This is a genomic window from Actinomyces sp. ZJ308 (assembly GCF_011752065.1).
In the GTDB taxonomy this organism is placed as follows: Bacteria; Actinomycetota; Actinomycetes; order Actinomycetales; family Actinomycetaceae; genus Actinomyces.
In genome coordinates, this window is the sequence record NZ_JAAIJY010000017.1 from 1 (window position 1) to 26,545 (window position 26,545).

23 protein-coding genes and 1 pseudogene are annotated in these 26,545 nt (G+C 70.5%); 7 read left to right on the forward strand and 17 right to left on the reverse strand.

The annotated features are described in order from the left end of the window. Both HCR68_RS14245 and HCR68_RS08335 read left to right on the forward strand, forming a co-directional pair. Window positions 1–119, forward strand: a pseudogene (locus tag HCR68_RS14245) (IS630 family transposase); the annotation flags it as partial. 95 nt (window positions 120–214) lie between these two features. Continuing rightward, on the forward strand, window positions 215–1,066 hold the full coding sequence (locus tag HCR68_RS08335; RefSeq protein WP_243859011.1) for a hypothetical protein: 852 nt from the start codon (window positions 215–217) through the stop codon (window positions 1,064–1,066). Window positions 1,067–1,164: 98 nt separating this feature from the next. Here HCR68_RS08335 and HCR68_RS08340 read toward each other — a convergent pair whose 3' ends face one another. The 9 genes from HCR68_RS08340 to HCR68_RS08380 all read right to left on the reverse strand — a co-directional run bounded on the left by HCR68_RS08340 (window position 1,165) and on the right by HCR68_RS08380 (window position 11,840). Next, window positions 1,165–1,935 (reverse strand): succinate dehydrogenase/fumarate reductase iron-sulfur subunit, encoded by a 771-nt coding sequence (locus HCR68_RS08340; RefSeq protein ID WP_167148527.1) that lies wholly within the window; start codon window positions 1,933–1,935, stop codon window positions 1,165–1,167. Continuing rightward, the gene (locus HCR68_RS08345) at window positions 1,932–3,932 is read right to left on the reverse strand and encodes a fumarate reductase/succinate dehydrogenase flavoprotein subunit (RefSeq protein ID WP_167148529.1); all 2,001 of its coding nucleotides are present in this window, start codon (window positions 3,930–3,932) and stop codon (window positions 1,932–1,934) included. The genes HCR68_RS08340 and HCR68_RS08345 overlap by 4 nt, the downstream gene beginning before the upstream one ends. A gap of 12 nt (window positions 3,933–3,944) precedes the next feature. Next, a complete protein-coding gene (locus tag HCR68_RS08350; RefSeq protein WP_208320543.1) occupies window positions 3,945–4,697 on the reverse strand; it encodes a succinate dehydrogenase cytochrome b subunit in 753 nt (250 codons plus the stop codon). A gap of 392 nt (window positions 4,698–5,089) precedes the next feature. After that, entirely contained in the window at window positions 5,090–5,692 is a 603-nt protein-coding gene (locus tag HCR68_RS08355; RefSeq protein WP_167148532.1) for a GNAT family N-acetyltransferase, read from the reverse strand. Between the two features lie 67 nt (window positions 5,693–5,759). After that, window positions 5,760–6,533: a tRNA (adenosine(37)-N6)-threonylcarbamoyltransferase complex dimerization subunit type 1 TsaB gene (tsaB, locus tag HCR68_RS08360; RefSeq protein WP_167148534.1), complete on the reverse strand. Its 774-nt coding sequence runs from the start codon at window positions 6,531–6,533 to the stop codon at window positions 5,760–5,762. A gap of 9 nt (window positions 6,534–6,542) precedes the next feature. After that, a complete protein-coding gene (locus tag HCR68_RS08365; protein WP_167148536.1) occupies window positions 6,543–7,661 on the reverse strand; it encodes a hypothetical protein in 1,119 nt (372 codons plus the stop codon). Further along, window positions 7,658–8,299 carry a tRNA (adenosine(37)-N6)-threonylcarbamoyltransferase complex ATPase subunit type 1 TsaE gene (tsaE, locus tag HCR68_RS08370; RefSeq protein WP_167148538.1) on the reverse strand — a complete coding sequence of 214 codons (642 nt, stop codon included), beginning with the start codon at window positions 8,297–8,299 and terminating at the stop codon, window positions 7,658–7,660. Before tsaE ends, HCR68_RS08365 begins: the two co-directional genes overlap by 4 nt. Window positions 8,300–8,387: 88 nt before the next feature. Beyond that, window positions 8,388–9,728: an alanine racemase gene (alr, locus tag HCR68_RS08375; protein WP_167148540.1), complete on the reverse strand. Its 1,341-nt coding sequence runs from the start codon at window positions 9,726–9,728 to the stop codon at window positions 8,388–8,390. A gap of 96 nt (window positions 9,729–9,824) precedes the next feature. Next, the gene (locus HCR68_RS08380; RefSeq protein ID WP_167148542.1) at window positions 9,825–11,840 is read right to left on the reverse strand and encodes a bifunctional ADP-dependent NAD(P)H-hydrate dehydratase/NAD(P)H-hydrate epimerase; all 2,016 of its coding nucleotides are present in this window, start codon (window positions 11,838–11,840) and stop codon (window positions 9,825–9,827) included. Between the two features lie 174 nt (window positions 11,841–12,014). On the opposite strand from HCR68_RS08380, the gene HCR68_RS08385 reads away from it, so the two are divergent. Continuing rightward, window positions 12,015–12,494 (forward strand): holo-ACP synthase, encoded by a 480-nt coding sequence (locus HCR68_RS08385; RefSeq protein WP_167148544.1) that lies wholly within the window; start codon window positions 12,015–12,017, stop codon window positions 12,492–12,494. A 92-nt stretch (window positions 12,495–12,586) separates the two neighbouring features. Here the strand turns inward: HCR68_RS08385 and glmS are convergent, their stop codons facing one another. After that, the gene (gene glmS / locus HCR68_RS08390; protein ID WP_167148546.1) at window positions 12,587–14,491 is read right to left on the reverse strand and encodes a glutamine--fructose-6-phosphate transaminase (isomerizing); all 1,905 of its coding nucleotides are present in this window, start codon (window positions 14,489–14,491) and stop codon (window positions 12,587–12,589) included. 277 nt (window positions 14,492–14,768) lie between these two features. Between glmS and coaA the strand changes: the two genes are divergently transcribed. Then, complete coding sequence (gene coaA, locus HCR68_RS08395; protein ID WP_167148548.1) at window positions 14,769–15,752, forward strand: type I pantothenate kinase; 984 nt, start codon at window positions 14,769–14,771, stop codon at window positions 15,750–15,752. Between the two features lie 94 nt (window positions 15,753–15,846). Further along, window positions 15,847–16,902 carry a 2-dehydropantoate 2-reductase N-terminal domain-containing protein gene (locus tag HCR68_RS08400; protein WP_243859013.1) on the forward strand — a complete coding sequence of 352 codons (1,056 nt, stop codon included), beginning with the start codon at window positions 15,847–15,849 and terminating at the stop codon, window positions 16,900–16,902. 74 nt (window positions 16,903–16,976) lie between these two features. Here the strand turns inward: HCR68_RS08400 and HCR68_RS08405 are convergent, their stop codons facing one another. The 3 genes from HCR68_RS08405 to HCR68_RS08415 form a co-directional block, all read right to left on the reverse strand. Continuing rightward, window positions 16,977–17,360: a hypothetical protein gene (locus HCR68_RS08405; RefSeq protein ID WP_167148550.1), complete on the reverse strand. Its 384-nt coding sequence runs from the start codon at window positions 17,358–17,360 to the stop codon at window positions 16,977–16,979. A 104-nt stretch (window positions 17,361–17,464) separates the two neighbouring features. Beyond that, window positions 17,465–17,854 (reverse strand): helix-turn-helix transcriptional regulator, encoded by a 390-nt coding sequence (locus HCR68_RS08410; RefSeq protein WP_167148552.1) that lies wholly within the window; start codon window positions 17,852–17,854, stop codon window positions 17,465–17,467. An 87-nt stretch (window positions 17,855–17,941) separates the two neighbouring features. Further along, window positions 17,942–18,316, reverse strand: coding sequence for a hypothetical protein (locus HCR68_RS08415; RefSeq protein ID WP_243859015.1), 375 nt, complete (start codon window positions 18,314–18,316; stop codon window positions 17,942–17,944). A 293-nt stretch (window positions 18,317–18,609) separates the two neighbouring features. Between HCR68_RS08415 and HCR68_RS08420 the strand changes: the two genes are divergently transcribed. Next, entirely contained in the window at window positions 18,610–19,683 is a 1,074-nt protein-coding gene (locus HCR68_RS08420; protein WP_167148554.1) for an ATP-binding cassette domain-containing protein, read from the forward strand. Next, a complete protein-coding gene (locus HCR68_RS08425) occupies window positions 19,680–20,531 on the forward strand; it encodes an ABC transporter permease (RefSeq protein WP_167148556.1) in 852 nt (283 codons plus the stop codon). Before HCR68_RS08420 ends, HCR68_RS08425 begins: the two co-directional genes overlap by 4 nt. Before the next feature lie 37 nt (window positions 20,532–20,568). Here the strand turns inward: HCR68_RS08425 and HCR68_RS08430 are convergent, their stop codons facing one another. The 4 genes from HCR68_RS08430 to rplM all read right to left on the reverse strand — a co-directional run bounded on the left by HCR68_RS08430 (window position 20,569) and on the right by rplM (window position 26,513). Further along, window positions 20,569–23,754 carry a BTAD domain-containing putative transcriptional regulator gene (locus HCR68_RS08430; protein WP_243859016.1) on the reverse strand — a complete coding sequence of 1,062 codons (3,186 nt, stop codon included), beginning with the start codon at window positions 23,752–23,754 and terminating at the stop codon, window positions 20,569–20,571. Window positions 23,755–23,877: 123 nt separating this feature from the next. Further along, window positions 23,878–25,239, reverse strand: coding sequence for a phosphoglucosamine mutase (gene glmM, locus HCR68_RS08435; protein ID WP_167148560.1), 1,362 nt, complete (start codon window positions 25,237–25,239; stop codon window positions 23,878–23,880). 292 nt (window positions 25,240–25,531) lie between these two features. Then, window positions 25,532–26,026 (reverse strand): 30S ribosomal protein S9, encoded by a 495-nt coding sequence (gene rpsI, locus HCR68_RS08440; protein WP_003785165.1) that lies wholly within the window; start codon window positions 26,024–26,026, stop codon window positions 25,532–25,534. A gap of 43 nt (window positions 26,027–26,069) precedes the next feature. After that, entirely contained in the window at window positions 26,070–26,513 is a 444-nt protein-coding gene (rplM, locus tag HCR68_RS08445) for a 50S ribosomal protein L13 (RefSeq protein WP_167148562.1), read from the reverse strand. Window positions 26,514–26,545: the final 32 nt, after the last annotated feature.

Below are 26,545 nucleotides of genomic sequence, written 5' to 3' on the forward strand. Positions count from 1 at the left end.
GATCCGCGCCTTCATCAACGGCTGGAACCAACGCTGCCACCCATTGGCCTGGACCAAGACCCCCGACGAGATCCTCACCAAATGCCAACCAAAAACAAACTAACGACACGCGACACTAGTAGGTATGGCCACCAGCGTTGCTCCCAATAGTCCGTCAAACCGAGCCCCGTCGTTCCTTCTTTCCTCCGACGCCGTCGCAGCGGGAGCTTCCCGCTTGTGCACTGCTCCGGGGCTGGCCCGTATCGGTCCCGGGGTCTATGCACCGGAGCAGGAGTGGAAGGCGGCCAGGCCCGAGCTGAGGCACCTGACCCTCATCCGGGCGGTACTGGCCAAGACCCGCGGGGACGTCGTCCTGCTGGGCCCCTCGGCGGCGGTGTGGCTCGGGCTCCCGCTGGTGGGCCGCATTCCCAGGCGCGTTCAGTGCCTGGGTCGTCACACGGATCGGTCAAGCACCGCATTTCTGCAGCGGCGGGAGAGGAACGGGCTCGGACCGGTGGAAGCGGTCAGAGGGGTCCCGGTATCCAACGCATCTGACACGGTTGTGGATGTGGCCCGGTGGGGTGGGCTCACCCAGGGCGTGTGCGCCATGGACGCCGCCCTGGGCAGGCGCCTGTGCACCCACGCCGAGCTGGCCGACGCCGTCGACCGCCTCCCGGCCGGCGCCCGCGGCATCCGCAGCGCCCGCACCGCCGCCCACCTGGCCGACGAGCGCGCCGAGTCCCCCGGCGAGTCCGTCTCCCGCGTCCGCATGTGGCAGGCCACCCTGCCGCGTCCCGACCTCCAGCACGAGGTCTGGATCGACGGCGAGCTCTACCGCCTCGACTTCTTCTGGCCCCAGGCCATGCTCGACGGAGAGTTCGACGGCCACGTCAAGTACACGAGGAACAGCTTCGGCAAGGACGCCGAACGCACCGTCTGGGAGGAGCGACAGCGCGAGCTCGCCCTCATCCGCGCCGGCTACGACGTCGCCCGCTGGCTCTGGAAGGACGCCTGGCCCCACGACGCCACCGCCATGCACCACGAGCTCGCCCGCCACAACATCCACCCCACCGGCACACGATGGTGAGGACGCCACCGAGCCGGGCTTTTCTCGCGTGGCCCAACAGAATTTCTGTAGGGGTTAGCGAAAAGTGCCCGGCTCGGTGGATGAGGGAGGCGAGGAGGTCAGTGGGCGTGCTGACCCTTCCACAGGGCGTGGCCCAGGTCGCGGTTGAGACGCGAGATGACCTCGAGGGGCACCAGCTTGGGGCATACGGCCGCGCACTCACCGATGTTCGTGCAGCCGCCGAAGCCCTCGGCGTCGTGCTGGTTGAGCATGCTCACCACGCGGGCGAGGCGCTCAGGCTGACCCTGCGGCAGCAGGCCCAGGTGCGAGATCTTCGCGCCCGTGAACAGCATCGCCGAGGCGTTGGGGCAGGCGGCCACGCAGGCGCCGCAGCCGATGCAGGCGGCGGCCTCGAAGGCGGCGTCGGCCTTCTCCTTCTGCACGGGCACCGAGTGGGCCTCGGGGGCGCCACCGGTGTTGACCGAGATGTAACCACCGGCCTGGACGATGCGGTCCAGGGCGGAGCGGTCCACGATGAGGTCGCGCAGCACCGGGAAGCCGGTGGAGCGCCACGGCTCGATCGTGATGGTGGATCCGTCCTTGAAGGAGGGGTCCTCCGCCAGGTGACGCATGTGCAGCTGGCAGGTGGTCGAGCGGATCGGCCCGTGGGCCTGCCCGTTGATGACCACACCGCACTGGCCGCAGATGCCCTCGCGGCAGTCGGAGTCGAAGGCCACCGGCTCCTTGCCCTCGGCGAAGAGCTGCTCGTTGAGCAGGTCGAGGACCTCGAGGAAGCTCATGTGCTCCTCGATCCCGCTCATGGCGTACTCCTCGAAGTGGCCCTTCGAGTCCTTGTTCTTCTGGCGCCAGATCTTGAGCTTGATGTTCACTTGTAACTCCGCTGCTTGAGCTCGATGTCCTTGTAGACGAGGTCCTCCTTGTGGAGGATCGGCGGACGGTTCTCCCCGCCCCACTCCCAGGCGGCGACGTAGAGGAACTCGTCGTCATGCCGCATGGCCTCACCCTCGGGCGTCTGGGACTCCGCCCGGAAGTGACCACCGCAGGACTCACGCCGGTGCAGGGCGTCGATGCACATGAGCTCGGCCAGCTCGAAGAAGTCCAGCAGCCGGCCGGCCTTCTCCAGGGCCTGGTTGAGCTCGTCGGCCTGGCCCGTGATACGGGCGTCGCGCCAGAACTCCTCCTTGAGGGCCCGGATCTGCTTGATGGCGTCACGTAGACCGGCGTCGCGCCGCTCCATGCCGCAGTACTCCCACATGATACGACCCAGGGCCATGTGGAAGTCGTCCACGCTGCGGGTTCCCCGCAGGGCCATGAGGCGGGCGACGCGCTCCTCGACGGAGCGCTTGGCCTCGACGATCTCCGGGGCGTTCGGGTCGACCTTGCCCAGGCGCAGCATGTCCGCCAGGTAGTCGTTCATGGTGTCTGGCAGGACGAAGTAGCCGTCGGCCAGGCCCTGCATGAGGGCCGAGGCGCCCAGGCGGTTGGCACCGTGGTCGGAGAAGTTCGCCTCACCGGCGATGTAGAGACCGGGGACGTTGGACTCCAGGTCGTAGTCCACCCACAGGCCGCCCATCGTGTAGTGCACGGCCGGGTAGATGCGCATGGGGACCTCGTAGGGGTCGTCCCCGGTGATGCGCTGGTACATCTCGAACAGGTTGCCGTAGCGGGCCGAGACGGCGTCCTTGCCCAGGCGGCCGATGGCCTCGGAGAAGTCCAGGTAGACGCCGCGACGCATCATCCGCTCGTTGCCGTTGGCGTCGCGCTCCTTGATGGCCGGGCCCACGCCGCGGCCCTCGTCGCACATGTTCTTGGCCTGACGCGAGGCGATGTCACGCGGCACGAGGTTTCCGAAGGCGGGATAGATGCGCTCGAGGTAGTAGTCTCGCGCCTCCTCGGGGATGTCGCGCGGGTCCTTGTCGCAGTCCTCGGCCTTCTTGGGCACCCAGATGCGTCCGTCATTGCGCAGCGACTCACTCATGAGGGTGAGCTTGGACTGGAAGTCTCCGGACTGCGGGATGCAGGTGGGGTGGATCTGCGTGTAGCAGGGGTTGGCGAAGTAGGCGCCCTTGCGGTGCGCGCGCCAGATGGCGGTGGCGTTGCAGCCCATCGCGTTGGTGGACAGGAAGAACACGTTGCCGTACCCGCCGCTGGCCAGGACGACGGCGTCGGCCAGGTGGGTCTCGATCTCGCCGGAGACCATGTCCCGGGTGACGATGCCGCGGGCGCGTCCGTCGACGAGGATGAGCTCGACCATCTCGTGGCGGCGGAACTCCTTGACCGTCCCGGCGTGGACCTGGCGCTCGAGGGCCTGGTAGGCGCCGATGAGGAGCTGCTGGCCGGTCTGACCGCGCGCGTAGAAGGTGCGGGAGACCTGGACACCACCGAAGGAGCGGTTGTCCAGCAGGCCGCCGTACTCGCGGGCGAAGGGAACGCCCTGGGCCACGCACTGGTCGATGATGTTGGCGCTGACCTCGGCCAGGCGGTAGACATTGTCCTCGCGGGCGCGGTAGTCGCCGCCCTTGACCGTGTCGTAGAAGAGCCGGTAGGTGGAGTCACCGTCGTTGCGGTAGTTCTTCGCGGCGTTGATACCGCCCTGGGCGGCGATGGAGTGCGCCCGGCGGGCGGAGTCCTGGTAGAAGAAGACCTTGACGTTGTAGCCCTGCTCGCCCAGGGAGGCGGCAGCGGCGCCGCCGGCCAGGCCGGAGCCGACGACGATGATGTCCAGCTTGCGGCGGTTGGCGGGGTTGACGAGCTTGGCCTCGAACTTGCGCTGCTCCCAGCGCCGATCGATCGGGACGGAGTGGGGGGCCTTGGTGTCGGCGATCTTCTCGCCCTCGTAGTACAGGCCGTCGATGAGTTCAGTCATAGTCGTTCACTCTCAGTGGGTCGCCGCAGCACACTCGGCGAAGTGCTCGGCGGAGGAGCCGATCGCGTCACAGAACTGCGGGTAGTAGTCGGCAGCGGACATGGGGGCGTCGACGTAGCCGAAGAGGATCGCCGTCGGAACGATCATGAAGCCGGCGAACAGCGCGAAGGCCACCACGAAGGCGATCAGCCGGATGAAGGGGATGGTGCTTCCTCGCACCGCACCCAACGTCTGCAGGGCGGACCACACGCCGTGCCACACGTGCAGGCACAGGGACACCAACGCGATCGCGTAGATGAGCCACACCCACCACAGCTGGAAGCCGTAGTACATGTTGAGGTAGGCGCGTCCGTGCACGTACTGTCCCCCCGGCGTCAGTGACAGGGTGGTGAACTGCAGGATGTGCCAGATGATGAACAGCAGGAGGATGACGCCGCCCCAGCGCATGGTGCGCATGGCGTAGCGGGAGGCGAAGTACTCGGCGCCGGGCTTCTTGACGGCGTACTTGTCGTTGCCGCGGGCCCGCTTGTTGCGCACCCACAGGTGGAAGGCGCTGCCGGCGTGAGCCAGGAGGCAGGCCATGAGCGCCAGGCGGAGGATCCACAGGACACCGCCGTAAGGCATGATCGGCACCAGCAGTGCCCGCAGGAACACGGCGTAGTGATCGTAGGCGACCTCACCCTCGAAGTAGTGAAGGTTGCCGTAGGCGTGGAAGAGGACGAAGAACAGGAACACCAGCCCCGAGATCGCCATCATGCGCTTCATGAAGACGGTCGTGGAGAAGGCGGTCCGCCTCTTCAGGGAAGGAGCAGATGTTTTGGCCACGGCAAAAGGCTAGCCGGGCTTGAAGCCCCCTTGGCACCATCTGTGCCGCCACCAGCGCAGATACGCCGACAATCCGCAGAATCACGGGGATTTCGGAAGGCCTCAACGCTGGATTCAACGCTGCGGAATTTGCTGACGGCCCCGTCTGCGGCCGCCTTTTCGTCATGGGGGTGTCAGGCAAATCTGTGAGACCTCAGACACTCGGGGTCTCACCGACGAGAGACCGTATTTATTGCCGGCAAATGCCGTGCCTATCTGCTTCTTCAACCCCGGCGCAATCCTTCTGGTCGGGTGCGGTGCGCTCGTCGGTCGGGGCGGACCGCTCGCACGGCTCAGCCTGAGCCCGGCTCACCGGCCTCGGCTGTTCCGACGGGGCCCAGGCGCGGACGCAGCGTCAGTCGCATGACCACGGCGTCCTCGGGCGGCGCCTGGTAGTAGCGGCGACGCCTGCCGATGGGGACGAACCCGTGCCTGGCGTAGAGCCCCTGGGCGGTCTCGTTGGACTGGCGCACCTCCAGCAGGACGTCGGGGCAGCCCGCCTTCCGGGCGGTATCCACGAGCTCGGCCAGCATGCGCGAGGCCAGGCCCCGCCCGCGTGCGTCCGGGACGGTGACGATGGTCAGCAGGTCGGCGCTGCTCAGGCCGCCGGCGTGGTAGAGACCGGCATAGCCCAGGAGCCGCGGTCTCGTCGCCCCGGTGTCCGCCCGGGGCCGGAGCCCCGCAGGACTGTCGGCATGACCCGCACCGTGCTCCTCGCCGGCACCATCCGGCTCGACATCAGGCTCAGCATCAGACTCGACGACGACGTAGCGGCGGTCGGCCAGGGCCCCCCGGGTGGCCTCCAGCTCGGCGGCCAGCAGATCCCGGCTCCAGGCCTCGGCACCGAACAGCTCGCCCTCGAGCCGGGCGATCCCCTCCAGGTCCGCCTCGGTCATCTCCCGCAGTCTGAGCGCCCACTCCGCTCCCGGCACCTCGGACACCTGAGTCACTCGGGGCCGGGGCTCAGCGCACGCGCTTGCGTGCGGCGGGCATCTGCACGTCGGCGTGACGCAGGTAGAGCGGCTGCGTCCCCAGCTCCTCACCGCGACCCAGCCGGGCCAGGGCGACGCGCACCTGGGTCAGGGCGTCACCGGAGACCGGGGCGAGCACCTCGCGCGAGGAGGCCAGCTCGGCCAGCTCGGGGTACAGGGCCGCGCCGGAGCCGGCTACGGCGTCGACGACTCCGACCTCGTCGAGCCGCCCGGCTACCTGGGCCGGGGGGCAGACGTCAATCTCGGTCAGGCGAGTGACGTCGTCGGGGCCGTTGGCACGGAAGAGCGCCGCGTAGACCTCCCGCCTGCGAGCGTCGGTGGCGACCAGGACGACGGGATCGGCCTCGCCCTCAGCACCCAGCTCGTCGAGGGCGCGACGGGCCACGGCGTCGAGGCTGGAGACTCCGTGGACGGGGATGCCGCGGGTGCGCCCCACGACCCGGGCCGTCACGAGCCCGGCACGCAGCCCGGTGAAGGGGGCCGGGCCGGTGGCGGCCACGACGGCGTCCAGCGGGCGTTCGGCGACGTCGGGAGCGGACAGGGCCTCGGAGAGCATCTGCCCCAGGGACTCGGCGTGGCGCCGGGTGTCGGCCTGTTCGGCCTGGCTGAGCACCCGCGGCGCGCCCGCGCCGAGCCGGCCGGCGGTCTGAGAGGTCTCGGCGGTCGAGGCGTCCTCGGCCGCCTCATCGATGTCAACGACCGCCAGCTGTGTCCCCAGGGAGGAGTCGATCGAGAGGATACGCACCGGCCCAGCCTATGCCCTCGGGTCCCGAGAGGAGTTGGCGCGGCTCTCGGGGATCGTGTCCCCCAGGGTCTCGCCGCCAGTCGTGCCGGTGTCGCCCTCGGCCCCGTCTCCGAGGAGGGACAGGTCGATGGCCGCGCGGGGGATGCCCCGGCGGACCGCGACGCCCTCGGTATCGGACTCGTCGCGGCTGAGCCGGTCGGCGCGCTCAGCCATGTCGGCGCGGTTGCGGGCCTGGCGCAGCGGCGCGGTCACCTTGCGCTCGTGTCGAACCGTGATGATGACCGTGACGATCCCGACGACGACGACCGCCAGAACCGGCCCCCAGATCGCCCAGCCTCCCGTGGTGGAGCGCGCCTCGTTCTGAGCCGCGGAGGTCTTGGGCTTGGAACCGGCGCGCTCGCGCAGGATCTCTCCGTAGTCGCTGAGCTCGATGGGGCCGGCCAGGCGCCGGGTGGCGGCCTCCCCCAGCGCCGTCACCGTGGTGCCGCTGAGCGAGTACCAGGCGTTGGCGTTGCGGTCGTGGATGAGGTGGGCCTCGCCCATCTGGTCGACGTCGGTGGCCAGGTCGTCGTCGAACACGGGTGTGCAGGTGGTGCGTCCTTTCTCCGTGACCACCTCGAGAAGGCCGATGGGCTTGCCGGCTGCGGTGGCGGTCGCGACCCAGTCGCCGGTGTCGACGGGCTGTGCGGACGGCTGGGAGCCGTCGAGGAAGCCGGGCGCCCAGGTGTAGACGCTTCTGAGGTCCCCCACCGTGACCTCGCCCTGCTCACCGGTGCTCTGGCGCACCTGGGCCACGCAGTCTCGCTCCATAAGAGCCTTGGCGGTACTGCGTGATTCCGTATCGGCCGAGGTATCCGCCGTCTGGGAAGTCGGGTCGGTGGCGGGCGTCGGCTCGGAGGCGGCCGGGCCGTCACCACCGTCCGGGGCGGCGGAGGCGGCGGAGTCGCCCGTGGAGTCCGACGGCGGGTCGGTGGCGGCTCGTACCGTCCCGGCAGGCAGAAGGGCGGTGGCGGTCAGGAGGAGGACTGCGACGGCGAGGCGGGCCAGGTTTCGCAGGCGCCCGTGGTGCCCGACGGGGCGGATGGGGATGGCATCGCTCACGGGTGCGACGGGAGAGGGAGGCTTCACAGCGGTGCTCCAGACTGCCGGTGGGAGGCGCCAGTGCCCAGTGGTCCCAGGTCAACGTCGGCCCATCGCGGACCGAGGGCGCGCACGGTGATCGTCCGGTTGCCGTCGTCGACCTCTCCCAGGTCCACGACGGGACCCTCCGTCGCCGAGCCGGCGGACCGCTGGGAGTCGGCCCGGACGTCGTCGAGCCGCGGGGCACCGGCACGCACGGCGCCGTGAGGTCGAAGCACCTGGATCTCCAGGCGGTCGGGGCTCAGGGCCTCCACCTTCTCCTCGCCCCACTCGACCAGGGTGACCGAGCGGTCCAGGGAGGAGTCCAGGTCGAGGGCGTCGATCTCCTCCAGGGAGGTGATCCGGTAGGCGTCGACGTGGATGAGGTCGGGACCGTCGGACAGTGAGGGATGGACGCGGGCGATGATGAAGGTGGGAGAGGAGACGCGGCCGCGCACCCCTAGAGCGGCACCGATGCCCTGGGCCAGGGTGGTCTTGCCGGCCCCCAGCCCGCCGGAGAGCATGACGAGGTCGCCGGCGCGCAGCAGGTGCGCCAGGCGCGCGCCGAGGCCCCGGGTCTCATCGGCGTCGCCGGTGGCGACGGTGATCTCGGGCACGGCCTCAGGTGTGTGCGGCGCACCGCTCATGTGTCCTCCTCATCAGTGCACGGAGCCGACAACCGGAGTCGGTGGACACCGGCGTACCGGGCTTCCGACATCCGACGTCTGCTGTTCTCTAGGGTCGAGCGTAGTCGCCGCCGGCCCCGGCCCCGACGTAGCGGCGCGGGATCCGGGTTCCGAGCCGGGTCACGATCTCGTAGTTGATGGTGCCGCAGGCCTGTGCCCACTCGTCCGCCGTGGGGACGGCCTCGCGTCCCGCGGCGTCCGGGGCACCCCAGAGCACGACGGTGTCCCCGACCCGGGCCGGCGCCGGCAGGGGTGCACCGGCCCCGTCTCGGGCCGGGCCGAGGTCGATGACCACCTGGTCCATGCACACTCGGCCCACGATGGTGGTCATGACGCCGCCGACTCCCACGGGGCCGGTCGAGCTGGCGGCGCGCGGAACGCCGTCGGAGTAGCCCAGGGGGACGAGCCCCACCCAGCGGTCGGTGGGGGCGCTCCAGGTGCCCCCGTAGGAGACGGCCCGTCCGGCGTCGATGCGCTTGACCTGGACCAGGGCGGACTCCAGACGCATGGCCGGCCGCAGGCCGAGCTCGGCACTGGTGGCCACGGCCGGGTCCGGGCTCAGTCCGTACAGGCCGATCCCCGCCCGAACCAGGTCCATGCGGGCCTGCGGGTACCACAGGAGCCCTCCGGTGGCGGCCAGGTGACGGATGGATGGACGCAGACCCGCCTCCTGCACGACTCTCTCGGCCTGGCGGTATCGCGTCAGGTGCTCCTCGGTGGAACCGCTGGTGGGCTCGTCGGCGCGGGACAGGTGGGACCACAGACCGACGACGTCGACCGTGCCCTCGTCCACGGCCCGCCTCAGCGCCGCGGCCAGGGCGGGCAGGTCCTCGTCCATGGCGCCGCCGCGCGACATGCCGGTGTCGACCTTGAGGTGGAGGCGCGCCGTCACCCCCTGTAACCGGGCCGCGGCCTCCAGGGCCTCGAGCTGGGACAGGGTGGAGACCGACAGGTCCAGGTCGGCCGCCAGCGCGGCGCGCAGGGGCGAGTCCTCGGCGCCCGCCCGGGAGGGATCCATGACGGGCAGGAGCCAGGTCAGGACCCGGGGCGCCCGGCCGGAGGGCTCCCCCGCCGGACGGGCCACGCCGGCCTCATCCAGGACGGAGCGCAGGGTCAGGGCCTCGGCGAGCTGTGCCACCCCCAACCAGGAGGCCCCCGCAGACAGGGCCGTCAGGGCGACCGGCCCCAGGCCGTGACCATAGGCGTCGGCCTTGACCACGGCCATCCACGGCACGCCGGCGATCTGGGCCAGGCGGCGGCCGTTGTGGGCGATGGCCTCCAGGTCGATGACGGCGCAGGAGGTGGCCGCCCCGGGCAGCGGAGGCCGGGCGGCTGCGGCTTCCGGAGCGGTGGACGGGGTCGTTGCTGCTGAGTCCGCGGAGGTGGTCACGGCGCGATTGTCGCACTGGGAGACCGGTGGCGAGCCTGTTTCCTCGCGCACTCGCTCATCCGAAGCATCCGGTTGACGCCGATCGGCTGACACGTCTCAGTGGTGCGGCACTGCCTGAAGCCAGTTGAGCTCGAGGCGGGCCGGACCGAGGGCCGCGGCGATGTCGAGGGCGGCGATCGGGTGCCCGCCGGCACCGACGCCCCCGGCGCCCTGTGGGATCGCGGCGGCGTAGGCGCCCGCGAACGCGTGCAGCCTGACCCCGGCGGCCACCGAGTCGAGCAGAGCGTCGAGGAGGGGATCCAACGCGACGTCGGTTCTCGCCGTCGTCACTGCGCCCGCGCCTGAGACGGCGTCTGCCTTCGCCCGCTCCCAGCGGACGGCCGTTCCGGCCAGAACGGCGCCCAGCACCCCGGCGAGCACGTCACCGCTTCCCGCGGTCGCCATCCATCCGGGTCCACAGTCCACGCTGATCAGGGGGCGGTCGGGGGCGGCGATGAGCGTTGTCGCGCCCTTGAGCACGACGGTGGCACCGCTGAGTCGGGAGAGCTCGCGGGCGGCATGGGCCGGGCGGGCCTCGACGCGCTCCCGGTTCCACTGCCGGCTCGTCCCGGCCTGCGCCTCCGTACCCGTCAGCGCCGTCAGAAGGGCGGCGGCCTCTCCGGCGTGCGGGGTCAGGACGTGGAGCGGCGTGCAGCCCAGGTCCTCGGCGAGGAGGTCGGCCAGGATGCTCAGCGCTCCGGCATCGACGACGACGGACGGCTCGGTCGGAGCCGTGCCTCCATCGGGCTCGGCTGCCCCCTCATCGGTTCCCTCGCCGTCGGCGCCCTGACCCTCAAGGCCGCGGGCGACGACCAGGGTGGGGCGCAGGACGTCTCGCAGCTCACCGGCCCTGGCGGTGTCGGCGGGGTCGACGCCCGGCCCCAGGACGAGCGCCTGGCTGCGTCCGGCGGTGGGGACGACCTCGGGACGGGCCGCCAGGACGAGGTCCTCCACGCGTCTGGGTGCGGCCAGGCGCACCATGCCGGCACCGGCGCGCACCGCGCCGCTGGCGGCCAGGACGGCCGCGCCGGGGTAGGACTCGCTGCCGGCCCACAGGCCCACGACGCCGCGGGTGTACTTGTGGTCGTCGGCGCCGGGCTCGGGAACGGCTCGCGCCAGGTAGTCGCCCAGGCCGCCGTCGACGGGACGGCGGGCGATGGGCCGGCTCGAGGGCGCCGGCAGACCGAGGGGGACGACCTCGACGACACCGCACAGGTGCCGGGCCGGGGGCAGGCACAGGCACCCCTTGAGGCAGGTGAAGGTCACGGTGCGGTCAGCGGCGAGGACCGGCCCGTCGACCGTGCCGTCGTCGACGCCGGTCCCGCTGGGCAGGTCGACGGCGATGACGCGCAGCGGACGCCGCCCCGGCTCTCCGGCGGCGACGAGCGGGGCGATGAGGGCGGCGGCGTCGGGTCGCAGTGGTCCGCTGGCGCCGATGCCGGTGAGTCCGTCGAGGACGAGTCCACCCCGGGCGAGGAAGGCCTCGACGGCGGCGATGGCCTCGGCGTTGTCCTGATCGGTTCCATCCTCACTGCGGTAGCCGGCGCCGTAGACGGTGACGCCGTGGCTGCGGGCCTCCTCGAGGGCGACGGGGTGAGGGTGCTCGGTGGCGAGAACGGCGCTGACCGCGCAGCCGTTGTGCGACAGCAGGCCTCCGGCCAGGAGGGTGTCGGCGCCGTTGTGCCCGCCACCGACCAGGAGAAGCACCGGCGACCCCGCGATCCATCCCGGGCTCACGTACGCCCCTCCCCCGTCGGCCGACGCCCCGGTCGGCGCCGCCGGGGAGACCGGCGAGCTGGGTGTTGCCACCGGCCCCGCGGGGCTCGCCGAGGAGAACGGGGCCACGGCCGGCCGGGCGGGGGCCGTCACGGCCCCGGGAACGACGGGGCCCTGGCGCAGCTCGCGCAGTGCCGCCCGGGCCACTGCGTGGGCGGCGGCTCTCATGTAGCGGTCGGTGCCCGCGGTCACGGGGGATTCCGCCGCCGCGACCTCCTGGGCGGGCCAGGCGCAGGCGGTGGGGTCGGTGACGTCGTCGGAACGCGTGAAGTCGTTGAGGTCACTCACCTGTCCCATTGTCCTCCGCTCATGATTCCTCGCCCCTCCAGCAAGGTTCTGAGACCAAGAGTTTCATAGTGTGAGACATTTGGAAGGCTCGCCGTCTCCCTGCGGACCCAGGAGGTTGTCCATTCCAGAAGAGGGCGGCGCGTTCAGCCCTCACCGCCCCGGCCCACCCGGCACAATGGCCAGGTGATCCGCGCAGTAGGGACTGACCTGGTCGACGTCACCCGCCTCGAAGGCTACATGGACCGGGTACCCGGCCTGCGCGAGCGCCTCTTCACCCCCGTCGAGCTGGCCGCCTGCCAGAAGCGGGCCGCCTCCCTGGGGGCGCGCCTGGCGGCCAAGGAGGCGGTTCTCAAGGCGCTGGGGTCGGCCTACGCCGAGCTCGGGCTGGACGCTCCCGAGGGGTGGGCCTACAGGGACATCGAGGTGACCTCGACACCCGGTACCCCGCCGCGCCTGCGCCTGACCGGGGCGGCCGCGATGGCCGCGCGCCAGGCGGGTATCGGCCACTGGCACCTCTCACTGGCCCACGACGGCGGCATGGCGCAGGCCTTCGTCGTCGCCCAGGCCGATCACGTGGACAACGACGACGACCTGGCCCTGTCCTCCCAACGCTCCGAGGCGCGCACGAAACCGCAGGTCAGGTCCCTGCGCCCGGCCCAGTAGCCCAGCGCAGTGACCCAGCCCAGTAGGCGCCGGGCCCCGCACGTGCGGGGCCCGGCGCCGTTGAGGGCCGAGTCGATGCGTCGGCGTCGGTCCTACTCGACGGTGACGGACTTGGCCAGGTTGCGCGGCTGGTCGATGTCCAGGCCCTTGGCCCCGGCCAGAGCGGCGGCGAAGACCTGCAGCGGCACCACGGTCAGCAGCGGCCACAGGATCGTGGGGGTGGCGGGCACTCGGATGATGTGGTCGGCGAAGGGCTCGACGTCGGCGTCGCCCTCCTCGGCGATGACGATGGTGCGCGCGCCGCGAGCCCGGATCTCCTGGATGTTGGAGATGACCTTGTCGTGCAGGACGGGACGGCGCGGGGTGGGCACGATGACGAAGACCGGCAGGCCCTCCTCGATGAGCGCGATCGGGCCATGCTTGAGCTCGCCGGCGGCGAAGCCCTCGGCGTGGACGTAGGCGAGCTCCTTGAGCTTGAGAGCGCCCTCCAGCGCCACGGGGAAGCCGACGTGGCGCCCCAGGAACAGGAAGGAGGACTTGTCCGCCAGCTCGGCGCCCAGGTCGCGCACCCCGGCCTCCTGACTGTCCAGCACGTGCTGGATCCGGTCCGGCATGGCGGCGAGGTTGTCCAGGTAGTCGGCGACCTCGTCGGGCCACTTGTTGCCGCGCAGCTGGGCCAGGTAGAGGCCCAGCAGGTAGCAGGCGGTGATCTGGGCGAGGAAGGCCTTGGTGGAGGCCACCGCGACCTCGGGGCCGGCGTGGGTGTAAAGGACGGCGTCGGCCTCACGGGCGATGGTCGAGCCGTAGGTGTTGACGATGGCCAGGACCTTGCTGCCCTGCTCGCGGGCGTGGCGCACGGCCTGGATGGTGTCCATGGTCTCCCCGGACTGGGAGATGGCGACGGTCAGGGTCTTCTCGCTGACGACGGGGTCGCGGTAGCGGAACTCGTGGGCGAGCTCGACCTCGACGGGGATGCGGCACCAGTGCTCGATGGCGTACTTGGCGACGTGCCCGGCGTAGGCGGCGGTGCCGCAGGCGATGACGATGATCTTGTCGACGCTGCGCAGGACGGCGGGGTCGATGCGCATCTCGTCGAGCTGGAGCTCGCCGCGCTCGTCGACGCGGCCGCGCAGGGTGTCGGCCACGGCGGTGGGCTGCTCGTGGATCTCCTTGTCCATGAAGGTGTCATAGCCGCCCTTGACGGCGGCCGAGGCGTCCCAGGAGACCTCCCAGGTCTTGGGCTCGACGTCGTTGCCGTCCTTGTCCCAGACGCGCACGGCGTCGGCGGTCAGGAGGAGGACCTGGTCGTCGTCGACCTCGGCGGCCCTCTTGGTGAAGGCGACGAAGGCGGCCACGTCGCTGCCCAGGAAGTTCTCGCCGTCGCCCAGGCCGATGACCAGGGGGCTGGAGCGGCGGGCGGCGACGATGGCGGCGGGGGCCAGGTCCGTGACGGCCAGCAGCGCGAAGGCGCCCTCGAGGCGCGCGGTGACGGCCTGCATCGAGGCGACCAGGAGGTCGGCGACCCGGTCCGGGTCGGAGGCGGCGGCCGGATCCTGGCGCAGGCGGGCGGTGAAGTCGATGTCCAGGATGTGGGCGACGACCTCGGTGTCGGTGTCGGAGAGGAGCTCGCGGCCGGCGGCCTCGACCTCCTCGCGCAGCGGGCGGAAGTTCTCGATGATGCCGTTGTGGACCACGGCGAGGTGACCGGCGCGGTGGGGGTGGGCGTTGACCGTCGTCGGGCCGCCGTGCGTGGCCCAGCGGGTGTGGCCGATGCCGGCGGTGGCGGGGGCCGGTGGGGTGGCCTCCAGGAGCGCGCGCAGGCCGGAGAGCTTGCCCGCCTCCTTGACGACGTCCAGGCCGGAGGGGCCCACCAGGGCGACGCCGGCGGAGTCGTAGCCGCGGTACTCCAGACGGCCCAGGCCGTCCATCAGAACAGTAAGGGAACGAGAGGAACCAGTATCAGTCAGAGGGCCGACGTGCCCAACAATTCCACACATGCTCCGATCGAATCATGCTGACGCGACGTTGACAACGAGCGCAGGGCCACGTCGGTGTGATCTCGGTGTGACGCCGGCGTGATCCCGAAGGGGCCGCCGCACGCCCCAGACGCTCTTGTTGGAGTCCCTTCCCGAGCTCCCGGTTGATATCCGAGTGGATATCCCGCCGAGATCCCGACGCGATCCCAACGCGATCCCGACGCGATCCCGATGAGATCCCAATGAGTCCTCTTCGATCCGCCGGGATTGTCCGTCGAGCGCCTCTTTTTGCGACACTGTGTCGGTGACCTCCGAGCTGAGCGACCCGAGTGACCTGGGCATCCCGGGCGCCTCGCCCTATATCCAGCTGGACCGCGACCAGTGGTCCGCGCTGGCCTCATCGGCACCGCTGCCGCTGACCCAGGCCGACGTCGAGAAGCTGCGGGGCCTGGGCGACCCCATCGACCTGGCCGAGGTGGACGCCGTCTACCGTCCCCTGACCGCGCTGCTGGAGGACTACATCGCCACCTCGCGTGAGCGCGCGCACCGCACCGGCGCCTTCCTGGGCGTGGACGAGCCGTCCACGCCCTTCGTCGTCGCGGTGGCCGGATCGGTCGCCGTCGGCAAGTCGACGACGGCGCGTCTCATCGCCCACCTGCTCTCCCGCTTTCCGGACACACCCCGCGTGGATCTGGTGACCACCGACGGCTTCCTCCTGCCCAACCGGGTCCTCGAGGAGCGCGGGCTCATGGCCCGCAAGGGCTTCCCCGAGTCCTACGACCGCCGCGCGCTGCTGGAGTTCGTCGCGGCCGTGAAGTCCGGCAGTGCGCGGGTTCAGGCCCCCGTCTACTCCCACACGGTCTACGACATCGTCCCGGGCCGGCACGTGACGGTGGAGCGCCCCGACATCCTCGTCCTGGAGGGGCTCAACGTCCTCCAGCCCGCGCCGCGGGGAACGCGGCCGGGAGCCTCGGCCCTGGCGGTCAGTGACTTCATCGACTTCTCGATCTACGTCGACGCCGACCCCGCCGACATCCGCCGCTGGTACCTGGACCGCTTCCTCACCCTCAAGCACACGGCCTTCACCCAGCCGGGATCCTACTTCCGGCGCTTCGCCGAGATCCCCGACGACGTCGCCCTGGCCGGGGCGGGCGAGATCTGGGAGAGCGTCAACCTGGTCAACCTGCGCGAGAACATCGCCCCCACCCGCGGCCGGGCCACCCTGGTCCTGACCAAGGACTCCGAGCACCGCATGAGCCGGGTCCTGCTGCGCAAGTCCTGAACAGGCCTGAGCGGGACTTGCGCAGGCCCGAACAGCCCGATCCTGAAGCCGGTACGAAGGCGGCCTGAAACCGGAGGGCCGCAGGCTGGCGGCCATGACAGCACAGGCAAGCACCAAGGCTTCTATGAGCATTCTCGTCGTCGGCCTGGGGGTGATCGGAGCGACCTACGGCTACCTCTTCCAGAAGGCCGGCCACCGGGTCGAGCACCTGGTTCGCAGCAGCAGCGCGAGGTCCGGGATCAGCTCGCTCGAGGTGGAGATCCTCGATGGCAGGACCGATACGAAGGGCTCGTTGTCCCACGACCGCTACAGCGTTCACCACCATGTTCACCACCGTGCACGCAGCCGTTACGACCTCATCGTGGTCTCAGTGCCGCAGGGCAGGATCGCCGAGGTGATGGCCGACCTCGATGCGGGCGGTATCGAGGGGCCCGTTCTGCTGTTCTGCGGTTTCTGGGGAGAGCGTGAGGAGCTCGACGGTCTACTGGCCGGCCGCGACGTCATCCTGGGGTACCCGGTGGCGGGCGGGGGGTACCCGGTGGCGGGCGGGAGCATCACGGGCAACCGGCTCGACTGCTGCGTCTTCGACCACGTCATGCTGGAGCGGCGCGACAGGGCCCGCTTCCCCGGTTATGAGCGGGTGGAGGCGTTGTTCGCCTCCTGCGGCATCAGCCTGGAGCGCCCCTACGACATGCTCGAGTGGATCTGGTTGCACATGGCGATCAATGCCGGTGTCGGCGCCGTGGCGGGAATGTACGGCGATATCGAGGACACGACGCGCTCGGCCGAACAGCTCATGGGTTCAACCAGGATGCTCGCCCGAGCGGTCAGGGCGATTCGAGAGACGTCCAGGATCGTGGCGTCGCGCGGCGTCGATCTGAGCCGTTACCGCGGCGAGCTGCTGGCATACAGGCTGCCGACGGCCGTTTCCGCACCCCTCATGAGACGCATGTTCGCCAGGAATCTCCTCACCCGCAGGATCATGACGCTGCACGGCAACACCGACGACCTGCTGTTCGTCTGCGGAACTGTCTACGAGCAGGGCAGGGGTGGAGGGATTCCCGCCCCCGTCTTTTACGAGAGCTACGAGGCGGTTCGTGGCAAGGCCGCCCGCCGTGGCTCCGGCACTGCCGACATCGCCAGGCCTTGAAAGACCGTCGCCCGAAACGGGTGCCTCGCCGGATAGGATCGACCGCCTGGCGCGATCACCCACTCATCACATCACTACTCATCGTTCGTGGTACGACCGGTCTGCCCAGCGGGAGACGGATAAGTGATATCCGGCATGTCCCCGGGGATATCGATGCGCCCCACGCTCCCATGACAAAGTGCCGCTGCTGTGCGCGCAGCGGCCGAGACATGATCCCACAAGAGGCGTGCGGCCCAGGGGCCGTATTGCTGCGCGACAGCACTGAGCTCTTCTCGCATCGCGGTCTCATCCGCTTCGTCATCGGAAGCAGCGAACACGATGCTGGCGGTAGCGCCGACGAACCACTCGCCGGCGCCGACGGCGAGGTCACCGACGAGGGCGTGGATCGGAGCGGTCTCCTCCGGCGCCATCTGTACTTCAACCGGGCTGATTCGCCACTGAACGAAGTCCTCCTCCATGTCCTGCGGCTGACAGATGACACGGACGGTCTGGAGCTGGAGGACGGTGGTCGATCGTAGTGGGAGACTCTGATCTTTCACCTCGTCAGGGTTCGACCTGGCCGTCATGCTCCCACCAGCTTGCCCGTGGACACTCGTCGTGCCGCCTCCGTCGAGGACGAGTTCCACCTGTAGTCGGACATGCCGGCGTTGCGGGTGGCAAGACGAACTTCATGTCCGTCGACAGGAACCACCTCATGGCGGATGACTGCTCCCACGGCCTTGGCGTAACGCCGTACCGTGGACAGGTGGGCGTCTGCGTGACCCGACTCGAACCGGGAGACGGAGGCCTGGCTGGTACCCATGGCGTGAGCAACGTCAGCCTGAGTCATACCGCTGCGCTCGCGCACGGCAACGAGGTCACGGATCAACGCGCGATCGGCAGAGACCAGGCTGCGTGCATGCCTGTAACCAGGGGCATCCGGATCCTCACCAAGAAGCTCGTAGATGTCCATGTGTTCTCACCACCTCGTGGGATATATCGGTGACGACATATTAGCCTCTGGTTCAGGCATGTGAAGGGCGCTTCGTCACATCTCACATCACCTCATCCGCCGCGACCGCGACCAGGACTCGAAACGCTCCTGCGCCTCAGCGATGTGCCCGTCCTGCTCCTCCAGTCCGATCATTCCGCCTCGCTTGTGGCGGAAGCTGAGCGAGAGCAGCAGGCGGTCCTCGTCGTCCGGCTCACTGAAGTACAGGCGCATGTAACGTCGCTCTCCGTCGAGGTCGACGGTCAGCTCCAGGCGGGCCTCGAGCACGTCATGCGCACTTCGAGCCTTGCAGACGACGCCCTTGGTGTAGGTGGTGTCGAAGTTGAGACGACCAGCCTCTGCATCCTGGAGTAGCTGGTGGACCTCGGCCAGGAGCATCTGCCACTCGTCTTCACCGATGCCACACGCCCGCAGCTCGCTCATCTCCCTGGTCAGATAAGGGCGCCAGTGGTTATCGACGGCGTTTCTCCAATACCCGCCAAGACGACACGAACGAGCCCCGTAGCCGTAAACCTTGTCATGGAGAAGGGCGGCCATCATGACCACGCTCGCAACGAGAACGATCTCATCGGGACTCCTGGGGGTGCTCTGGAGTGATTCATGAGGATCGTAGCTTCTGCCGTTCGGCTCGACGCCGTCGTCGGACGAGACGGCGTGAAACTCGGCTCCATCTCGGTGAAGCCGTGCTGAAACCGTGCAGATCCAGCCTTGGCGGCATGACCACACCAACAGCGACCGAATCGCCCTCACCCAACGAGCCCCCGGCCATCAGGACCGACGGACTGACGCGCGACTTCGGCTCCTTCACCGCCGTCGATTCCCTGAATCTGGAGATTCCCGCCGGCATCGTCTACGGCCTGCTCGGCCCCAACGGCGCCGGCAAGTCCACGGCGCTGCGCATGATCACCACCCTGCTGGCGCCCACCCGCGGCCGGGCGATGGTCCTGGGCCGCGACGTCGTCCGCGAGCGCCACGCCGTGCGCAGCCTCATCGGGGTGACGGGCCAGTACGCCAGCGTCGACGAGATGCTCACCGGGGTGGAGAACCTGCGGCTCTTCGGGCGCCTGCTGGGCCTTGGCCGACGGCGGGCGCGTGAGCGGGCCGACGAGCTGCTGGCCGCCTTCAGCCTGACCGAGGCGGGCGGTAAGCGGGTGAACAGCTACTCCGGTGGGATGCGGCGTCGACTGGACCTGGCCGTCTCCCTCATCGCCCAGCCCCCGCTCGTCTTCCTGGACGAGCCCACCACCGGATTGGACCCGCGCACGCGTGAGCAGATGTGGGACGTCATCCGCTCCCTGGTGAAGGGCGGCTCCACGATCCTGCTGACCACCCAGTACCTGGAGGAGGCCGACCGCCTGGCCCACCGGGTCGGCATCATCGACGCCGGGCGGCTCATCGCCGAGGGCACGCCCGATGAGCTCAAGGACCGGGTGGGCAGCAGCTCGCTCATCCTGACCCCGTCCGTACCCGAGGACCAGGCGGCCACCGCCGAGGTCATCGAGCGGGTCACCGGTCACGCCCCGGCGGTGACCGACCGGGGTATCCAGGGCGCGCGTCTGCAGACGCCGCTGACCGAGGCGTCTGTGGCCACCGAGGTGCTCGTGGCCCTGCGCGACGCCGGACTGTCCCCCAGGACCGTCTCGGTGGACCGCCCCAGCATGGACTCGGTCTTCATGGCCCTGACCGGCCACCCCAGGCAGGAGACCGACGCCCCGCCCATTCCCTCCGCCGAGCCGTCGGCCTCCTCCCCCGCAACCATCCGTCCCGACGACGTCGAGGAGCAGTCATGACCTCCCCCGCAGCAACCGCAACCGCCCTGCCGAACGGATCCGCCCCGTCCTCCGCCCTGTCCTCCAAGGGCTCTCGATTCAGTGAGGCGCGACTGGTCCCGGACACGCTCGCCATGGCCTGGCGCTCCCTCATCGCCATGGTGCGCAACCCTGGCGAGTTCTACGACATCCTCATCCAGCCGGTCATGTTCACCGTCATGTTCGGCGAGCTCTTCGGCGGTGCGATCGCCGGGGACGTCAAGGCCTACCTGCCCACGATCGTTCCGGGTCTCATCATCATCAACGCCCTGACCACGAGCCAGAGCGTGGGCGTGGACCTGCGCGAGGACATGGACAAGGGAGTCTTCGACCGCTTCCGCACCATGCCGATGTCCCGGATCGCACCGGTCCTGGGGCCGATGGTCTCCGATGTGCTGCGTTATCTCATCTGCACGTCGCTGACGGTGCTGACCGGCTACGTCCTGGGCTACCGGCCTGAGAACGGCTGGTCAGGGACACTCGGCGCCATCGCCCTGGCGGCGGGCTGCGCCTGGGCGATCGCCTGGACCTTCCTGTTCCTGGGGACGGTCTTCTCCTCGGCCCAGGCGGTCACCTCCTTCACGGTCATCGTCCTGTTCCCGCTGACCTTCCTGTCCAACGCCATGGTGCCCACCGCGACGCTGCCGGGCTGGCTCAAGGCCTTCGCGCGTCACAACCCGGTCTCGCACATCGTCGACGGCTGCCGCTACCTGCTGGACGGGACGGCGGGATCGTCCGGGGACGTGCGCACGGCCATCCTCGGCTCGCTGCTGGTGCTGGCGGTCATGGCCCCGCTGACGATTGTCCGCTACCAGCGGCGAAACGCCTGAGTGCGACGTTCGGTTGCCCGCCACGGCGGCCGAACGGTCAGCGGCTCCAGCCGGTCTCGCTCGCCATACGGCGGGCGAGGCCGGCCGCGTGCGCGACCAGCCGACCGCGGTCCAGGGGCCGTATCCGGTCCTCGGCCTCGGCCAGCGCCCGGGCGTCGAGCCGCTCGGTGCGGGTGCGCAGGTAGTCGTGGGAGAGCAGGCGGCAGGTCTGGTTGGTGCCCACGGCCAGTGCCGTGGCGACCAGCTCGGCTCCTGCGGCCCGCTGCGGGGAGCCCGCCGGCGCGGCGGCTGCGGCTGACAGGCCGACGGCCGCGGCGAAGGCCATGACGGTGGGGATGTCGCGCTGGCGTGGGGCGGGGTCGGACAGGATGTCGCGCAGCAGCCGAACCGCCCGGGCGCGGATGGCCCCGGCGTCGAGCTCGACGGCGTCGTCGGGGCTGAGCTCGATGTCGGTGATCAGGCACATGCTCAGGATGTAGAGCTCCCACTGCGACCCGGCCCCCAGGATGGAGCGCCAGTGCCCGGCGTAGCGCAGGCTCATGCGCTGGGTGAGGGCGGCGGTGCGCACGCGCCCGCGGGTGAGCTCCAGCTCTCCGCGCACGGAACGGGCGATGAAGCGCATGGTTCCCGGCAGGTCGACGGGATCCAGGCTCTCCAGCAGCCTGTCCGCCGTCTGCGGCCTGGGATCGAGGCAGACCGCGCAGTAGGCGGCCTCCAGCCGCAGGGTGGTGCGGAAGAACCCGCTCCAGCTCGGCAGGATCCTCTCCAGGAGCACCTGGGCGCACGTGCACGCCTCGACGACCTGGCCGTAGCGTCCCAGGGACATGAGTACCTGCAGGCGGTGGAGGTGCAGCTCGAGCAGGTGGATACCGGCCAGGTCGTTGCCGTGCAGCCGGTCCAGAAGGGTCTCGATGGTCTCCAGGGAGGCGCCGGGGTCACCGTCGTCCTCCTGCTGGGCCGCCAGGCAGCGGGTCGCGGCCCAGGCGACCCAGGGGTCGGCGTCGCGGGCCAGCTCTGGCCACTGCTCGTCTCCGGCGCGCAGGAAGCGCCGCACCCGGCTGAGGGGCCCCTCGCCGTCGAAGGAGGCCGACAGCAGGGAGCGGACCTGTGTGGGCATGTGGCTCAGGAGCCCGAACAGGGTGACGCACAGGGCCAGGACGGCGAGCCCCGCCTCGTTGCCACGCGGGTCCAGGGCCGGCTGGGCGGCGGGTCGGATGAGGCGCGAGCCGTAGTCCGCGATGCGCTCGTAGCTCCAGGTGACGCTCCACAGCCGCATGAGTGCGGCGCCGATGAGGCAGATCGCGTCGCGCAGCTCGCCGGGCAGACGGTCCGGTTCCTTGACGTCGGCCTGCGCCAGGAGCCGGTCGAGCTCCTGGACGATGACCGCCTCGTTGTCGGTGACCTGCTGGAAGACACGATCGTGCCAGTGGGCCTGAGGGTGGTCGGCAGCGCCGAAGTCGCCGGCGTCGATGGGGAAGCGGATCTGGGAGCACAGGTCGACCACCCATTCGTGCAAGGCCCTCCTGGCCGTCGTCTCGTCCCCGGAGACGGACAGCTGCTCCAGGGCGAAGTCTCGGACGGTGACGAGCATGTGGAAGCGGGGCAGACCGCGGTCGCGCACCGCGAGCAGGGAGTGGGCGACCAGGGCGTCAAGAGCATCGGCGCCGTCAGCGCCGATGAGCGCCTCCGCGGCGGCAAGGGTGAAGCCGTCGGCGAGCAGCGCCAGATGTGCCATGGCCCGGCGCTCTGCGCTATCGAGAAGGTTCCAGGACCACTCGATGACCGCTCTCAGGGTGCGTTGACGGGCGGGGGCGTCCCGAGCCCCGGTGAGCAGCTCGGGCCGGTCGGGAAGCCGCTCGGCGATCTGACGCGCTGACAGGCTGCGGGTGCGCGCGGCGGCCAGCTCGATGGCCAGGGGGATGCCGTCGAGCCGGCCGAGAAGGTCGTCCAGGTCCTCGTCGTCGATGACCTGCTCGGGACGGGCCGCCAGGGCGCGGGCGCGGAAGAGCTCGGCCGCCGAGGCCGTATCCAGCGGTGCGAGGCGGTGGACATGCTCCGCCCCCAGCTCGAGGGGACGGCGCGAGGTGGCCAGGACCCGCAGGTCGGGGCAGGCGGCCAGCAGTGGTCCGACGAGGTCGGCGACCTCGTCGGCCAGGTGCTCGCAGTTGTCCAGGACAAGGACGGTTCCGGGTAGGGCGAGGGCGGCGGCCAGGGAGCTGCGCGGGTCGCCATCGGCCGCCGGAGGGTTCCCGACGGCGTCGAGCAGGACCCTGGTCAGATCGGCGCCGGGTGCGACCTCGGCCAGGTGGGCGACGTAGACGGCGGGGCGGCGGCTGCGGGCCGCGACCACCTGGGCCAGGGTGGTCTTGCCGACTCCTCCCGACCCGGTGAGCGTCACCAGCCGGTGGGCGCTCAGGGCCTTGAGGACGCCGGTCACATCCGCCTCACGCCCCAGGAAGTGCTCGGGCGCGGGCTCCAGGCCGCGGCGCACGGGGCTCTCTGCGGCCAGGACGGCCTCGTGGGCGGCACGCATGGCCGGACCGGGCACGGCTCCCTGCTCGCGCAGGCGGCGGCGGTGCTCCTCGTAGATCTCCAGGGCGGCGGCGGGCGAGCGCGCCCAGGACTCGGCACGCATGAGGGCGGCCAGGACGGCCTCGTCGCCGGGGTCGCGCCGGGCGGCCTCGCGTAGCAGGTCCGCGGCCCGCTCGTGCTCGCCGGTGGACTCCAGGGCCAGGGCCCGGTCATGTTCGGCCGCTTCGGCCTGGGTGACGGCGCGCGCCCGCAGGACGGTGACGGGGGATGCTTCTGATCCGGCGACGTCGGCCTCATCGGGAGCGGGCACCCGGGGCAGGGCGCCGGTGAGATCCAGGACCTGGTCCCACTGGCCCTCGGTGGCGCAGGTGCGGGCCCGGTGCGCCCGATCGGCCAGGTCGAGGGCGTCGACCTGCGCCATGGGCAGCGCCAGCCGGTACCCGTCGCCGGTGCGCTCGACGACGCCCTCCCCCACCGCCGTCCGCGCCCGGGAGACGACGACGTGCAGGGCCCGCAGGGGCCGGGCGGGGGCGTCATCGGGCCACAGGGCCCCGATGAGGGCGCCGTCGCTCATCCGGGAGTCCTGGCCGCCAGCAAGGACGGCGAGCAGGTCGAGGGTCCGCCCGCTCAGGGCCCTGCCGCGCCAGGTCGGCGGATCCGTCAGGAGAGACAAGAGGTGGGAGGCCGTCACGGGGCCATCCTCCCCCATCGCGGCCGGGCCGATGGCCTCGACGATCGAGGGCCGGCTGCAGAACTCGCCACCTGGCTGGTGGCTGTGTCCGCAGCCGGCTCCGGAGAGGGGTCCGTCCTCAGCTCACAGACTGAGGTTGCTCTTGACGGTGTCGGCCAGGGAGCGGGCCACGCGGTCGGCCTCCTCCTGGGTGGAGGCCTCGACCATGACGCGCACGAGCGGCTCGGTGCCCGAGGGCCGCAGTAGGACGCGTCCGGTCTCACCCAGCTCCTTCTCCGCGGAGGCCACCGCGTCCTGCACGGACTGGTTGGTGCTGGCGGCCGCCTTGTCGACGTTCTTGACGTTGATGAGCGTCTGGGGCAGGCGGGTGACGACGCTGGCGAGCTCGGCCAGGGTCTTGCCGCTGCGCTTGACGCGCGCGGCCACGCGCAGCGAGGTGAGCACGCCGTCACCAGTGGTGGCGTGGAGGGTGTCGATGACGTGGCCGGACTGCTCGCCGCCCAGGGTGTAGCCGCCCTGGAGCATGCGCTCGAGCACGTAGCGGTCGCCCACGCCGGTCTGGACGGTGCGGATGCCGTGCTCGCGCATCGCCAGGATGAGGCCGAGGTTGCTCATGACGGTGACGACGAGCGTGTCGGAGCCGAGGGTGCCGTCGGCCTTCATGCCGATGGCGAGCATCCCCATGATCTGGTCGCCGTCGACGAGCTGTCCGTCGGCGTCCACGGCCAGGCAGCGGTCGGCGTCGCCGTCGTAGGCCACGCCCATGTCCGCGCCGACGGCCTTGACGTAGTTCTGCAGCTGCTCGGGGTGGGTGGAGCCGCAGTTGTCGTTGATGTTGAGGCCGTCCGGGGAGGCGTTGATGACGATGACCTCGGCGCCTGAGGCGCGCAGCGCGGCGGGGCCGACGACGGAGGCGGCGCCGTTGGAGGCGTCGACGACGATGCGCAGCCCGGACAGGTCGGTGGCGGCGGAGTCGACGAGGTGGTTGATGTAGTTCTGGTCGGCGACGGTCTCGCCCTTGATGACGCGTCCGACGTCGGAGCCGGTGGGCCGGCCGTTGACCTTGCCCAGGAGGGCCTCGATCTCGTCCTCGACGGCGTCGGCGAGCTTGTAGCCGCCGCGGGCGATGAACTTGATGCCGTTGTCGGGGAAGGGGTTGTGGGAGGCGGAGATCATGACGCCCAGCTCGATGTCCTGCGTGGCCGTCAGGTGGGCGATCGCCGGGGTGGGCAGGACGCCCACGCGGGTGACGTCGACTCCGGAGGAGGCCAGGCCCGCGCTGATGGCGTGGTCGAGGAACTCTCCGGAGGCGCGGGTGTCACGCCCCACGATGGCGCGGGGGCGGACGCTGCGCGAGCGCCGGGTGGCGGGGGTGTCCTTGGTCAGGACACGGGCCGCGGCCTCACCGAGCTGTACGGCCAGGGTGGGCGTGAGCAGGTCGTTGGCCAGGCCGCGTACGCCGTCGGTTCCGAAGAGACGAGCCATGGAAATCCTCCTGAGGGGTGACGAAACAGCACCATCCTGCCACGGGCCGCCCGGTGTGGGGGCATGACGGCCGGAGCACGAGCAAGGTCTGATGTCCTCCGGAGCCCCTTGGGCACGGCTCTCTCCTGCAATCTCAACCACCGGTGGCGGAGACCGGCCGGTACGGCGACGTCGGAACCGATCACGGCCACCCCTGACGGATGGCGACGGCGGCCGCCCCGGTGAGGGGACGGCCGCCGTCGTAGGTGAACGGTCGAGCGGTTCCGGCCGGAGGGGCCGGTACCGTGCCGGATCAGCGCTTGGAGTACTGGGGGGCACGGCGGGCCTTGTGCAGACCGGCCTTCTTGCGCTCCACGATGCGCGAGTCGCGGGTGAGGAAACCGGCCTTCTTGAGGGTGGCGCGGTTGGCCTCGCGGTCGATCTCGTTGAGGGCGCGGGCGATGCCCAGGCGCAGGGCGCCGGCCTGACCGGAGACGCCACCGCCGTTGATACGGGCGACGACGTCGAAGCGGCCCTCGAGGTCCAGGACGGTGAAGGGGGCGCGCACGAGCTGCTGGTGCAGCTTGTTGGGGAAGTAGTCCTCCAGGGAGCGGCCGTTGAGCGTCCACTGGCCGGTGCCGGGCACGAGGCGCACGCGGGCGACGGCCTCCTTGCGGCGGCCCAGGCCGGAGCCGGGGGCGGTGATGGACTGGCCGCGACCCGGAGCGGACTCCTCGGTCTCGGTGGTGTAGCTGGAGGGGGCGTTCTCCTCGTCCAGCGCGTCGATGTCGACAGTGGTCTCAGCCACGATGTGTCCTTTGCTTGTCGCGGGGTGCCGAGCGCTGGAGCGCTTACTGGGCGACCTGGGTGATCTCGAACGGCTTCGGGTTCTGGGAGGCGTGCGGGTGCTCGGCACCTGCGTAGACCTTGAGCTTCTTGAGCTGAGCGCGACCGAGCTTGGTGTGAGGAACCATGCCCTTGATGGCCTTCTCGACGGCGCGCTCGGGGCGGGTGGCCAGCAGCTCGCGGTAGGAGACGGCGGTCAGGCCGCCCGGGTGGCCGGAGTGGCGGTAGGCGAACTTCCTGTCGGCCTTGCCGTTGGTGAGGGCCACCTTGTCGGCGTTGATGATGACGACGTAGTCGCCGCAGTCCTCGTTGGGCGCGAACTGGGGCTTGTGCTTCCCACGGAGCAGGGTGGCGGCCTGGGCCGCGAGTCGACCCAGGACGACGTCGGTGGCGTCAATGACGTACCAGTTCTTCTCGACGTCGCCGGGCTTCGGTGTATACGTGCGCACGGGCGTTGCCTTCGTTTCTCTTGGCGAGTGGG